Source organism: Ruegeria atlantica, assembly GCF_013033965.1.
GTDB lineage: Bacteria > Pseudomonadota > Alphaproteobacteria > Rhodobacterales > Rhodobacteraceae > Ruegeria > Ruegeria atlantica_D.
In genome coordinates this window covers 1-2107 of the sequence record NZ_WQFE01000039.1, presented here as the reverse complement: position 1 = coordinate 2107, position 2107 = coordinate 1, and the positions used below count along the sequence as shown (strand labels likewise).

General features: G+C 51.6%; 2 protein-coding genes and 1 pseudogene. 2 read left to right on the top strand and 1 reads right to left on the bottom strand.

All coding sequences use genetic code 11. The features are described from left to right. Nucleotides 1-57: 57 nt before the first annotated feature. Nucleotides 58-888 (bottom strand): annotated as a pseudogene (locus GOW16_RS22575) (Tn3 family transposase); the annotation flags it as partial. Nucleotides 889-1224: 336 nt separating this feature from the next. On the opposite strand from GOW16_RS22575, the gene GOW16_RS22570 reads away from it, so the two are divergent. Both GOW16_RS22570 and GOW16_RS22565 read left to right on the top strand, forming a co-directional pair. Next, on the top strand, nucleotides 1225-1548 hold the full coding sequence (locus GOW16_RS22570) for an H-NS histone family protein (RefSeq protein ID WP_170419809.1): 324 nt from the start codon (nucleotides 1225-1227) through the stop codon (nucleotides 1546-1548). Between the two features lie 305 nt (nucleotides 1549-1853). After that, nucleotides 1854-2107: transposase (locus GOW16_RS22565; RefSeq protein WP_170419807.1), on the top strand; the 254-nt coding region annotated here is incomplete at its 3' end.

Below are 2107 nucleotides of genomic sequence, written 5' to 3'. Positions count from 1 at the left end.
GGGAAATCCACTTACGAAACGGCTCGAAACTGTTCAAACGAACCGAACCACCTCTGAGATTGGCACAAGCGCCTGCTTCAAATCGGCGTAGCGCTTTGAATGTCCCAGCCAGATATCCCCGGATCGGAAAGCATCACGAAGATGAAACAGCACTGCAACCTCCCAGAGACGATGGTCATCTTCCGGCTGCGCTCTAAGGTGTCGATGCCATTTCGAGTTCTTGCGCAGAAAATCTGCCGGTTTTATCCGGTCGATTATTCCGCCAATTAACTCTGCGGCATTCACCAAGGGAATAGCGACTGGGGCCGCCCTGATATCCAGCGCTTTCAACATGCGTGGGGCATAGCGCCGAAACCGGCGATGACCTTGCCCGACATGAGCAAGCGGGTCCGCTGCCAAAGTGTTGGTTAATTGCGCCGATGTCGCGATCAGCTTCTCCAGGACTGACCATCCAGGTGTGTCCGAAACGGCAGCTTCGAAGGATACACCATCGCTATGCGCGGCAAGCAAGGTGGTTCCCAACTCGGTGAAGGAGCGCATAGTTTGTTGGACAGCGCCCTTTGCGTCGTCAACGCGGGTATCGCACAACCTCTTGGCATCGCGCCACGTCGATCCAACGATCCGGTCATGGGTTTCGACAACGGCATCAGCAATGGCTGCTTGCCATTCCACTGCAGAGACCGCCAGAATTGCCAATCGTTGGCCACTGGAAATGTCGCGCAACCCATCCGCAAAATACCGTTCACCTTGTCTGCGTAACTGGGCAATCCGATGAGGGGGCACCTCATCCAGAGTTTCGGTTGGAACACCAAGCGTCTGCAAGAATTCCAGCCGATCCAGAAGGCGGCTGGCCCCGGCCGAGTTTTGTCCAACCACAAATCGACTTAAACTGTCCCATTGGTGCTGACGTCAGACAGGTGATGGGAACATCAATAGCAAAATCGGGTTGCAGAAGGGTCAGGATGCATTAATCCCTAGCTGGTATCTTTACCTGCCGCGCTCCAAATGAGCAAAATTGTCAGATCAAGTCGCATGCGCTACAACTAAAGGGTATTCGGAAACTAAGTCTCAGGGCAACAGTTGATTTATCAGTTAGGGTGAGAGGCCAATGGCTCCTTATTGTTGGCTTGATTATGCCGGTGTTGGTGGTGCATCCTTAGCTTTGCTTGCTCTTAGATTGGTTTTCTGTTTTGTCCCCGTTGGACAGAGAAAAAGAGGAATGAGATGTCGATAGACATTAGCGGCCTGAATGCGGCTGAGCTTAGAGAGCTTGCGGTGAAGATTGAAAAGCGCGCAGTGGAAGTAGAAATAGAAACCCTGCAAACCGCTTTGATAGAAATGCGCGCGATTGCGGTTAAGCTGGGCGTGGGTTTTGAAGATGTGATTGCTCTGCATAGCGGAAAGGGTAAAAAAGCGGTGACCAAGTCGGCTGCAAAATACGTCAACCCTGACGATCCGACTCAAACATGGACCGGACGAGGTCGTAAACCTGCCTGGGTCAAAACGGCTCTAGAAGCCGGAAAATCCATCGATGATCTGACGATTTGAATTTTCGAAGATTGTTCTCAAAAAAGCCGAATGACCTGATGCGAGGCATTCTAGGCAAAATTGATGGCTTCCATCACTACTGACGCTTGGATTTTTTCCAGTTCGACGGCTGAGTCAACTAGGGAGGATAGTAAGAGTGAGGAACACGAAGAAGCCTGCCTTATCCTTTGGCAACCCATTTTCAGTGTCGCAAGCTGAGGTGTCCGTCAGTTCAAATCTGAAATGCTGTGATCCCTGAAAACCTCCTCGTTTATGGATAGAGTTTTCCGCTAGATTTCCCTTGGTTGGGAGAGGAGCGGATGGCGATGAAAGCATCTAAATTCACGGACGCGCAAAAGGCGTTCATCATCAAGCAAGGCGAAGAAGGAACACCTGGGGTCTGTCGGAAGGCCGGGATCAGCCAGGCAACATACTTCAATTGGAAGAAGAAGTATGCCGGGATGTTGCCGACGGACATGAAGAAGCTGCGTGAATTGGAAGACGAGAACAGGGCTGATTGGCGGGTATCGATCCGGAGGGCCTGTGGGTTTATCCGGTTCGATCCGCGGACATATCGGTA

Bases quoted from the DNA above. Each gene is read 5' to 3' on its own strand.
- GOW16_RS22570 (WP_170419809.1), top strand. From the start codon at position 1,225: ATGTCGATAGACATTAGCGGCCTGAATGCGGCTGAGCTTAGAGAGCTT.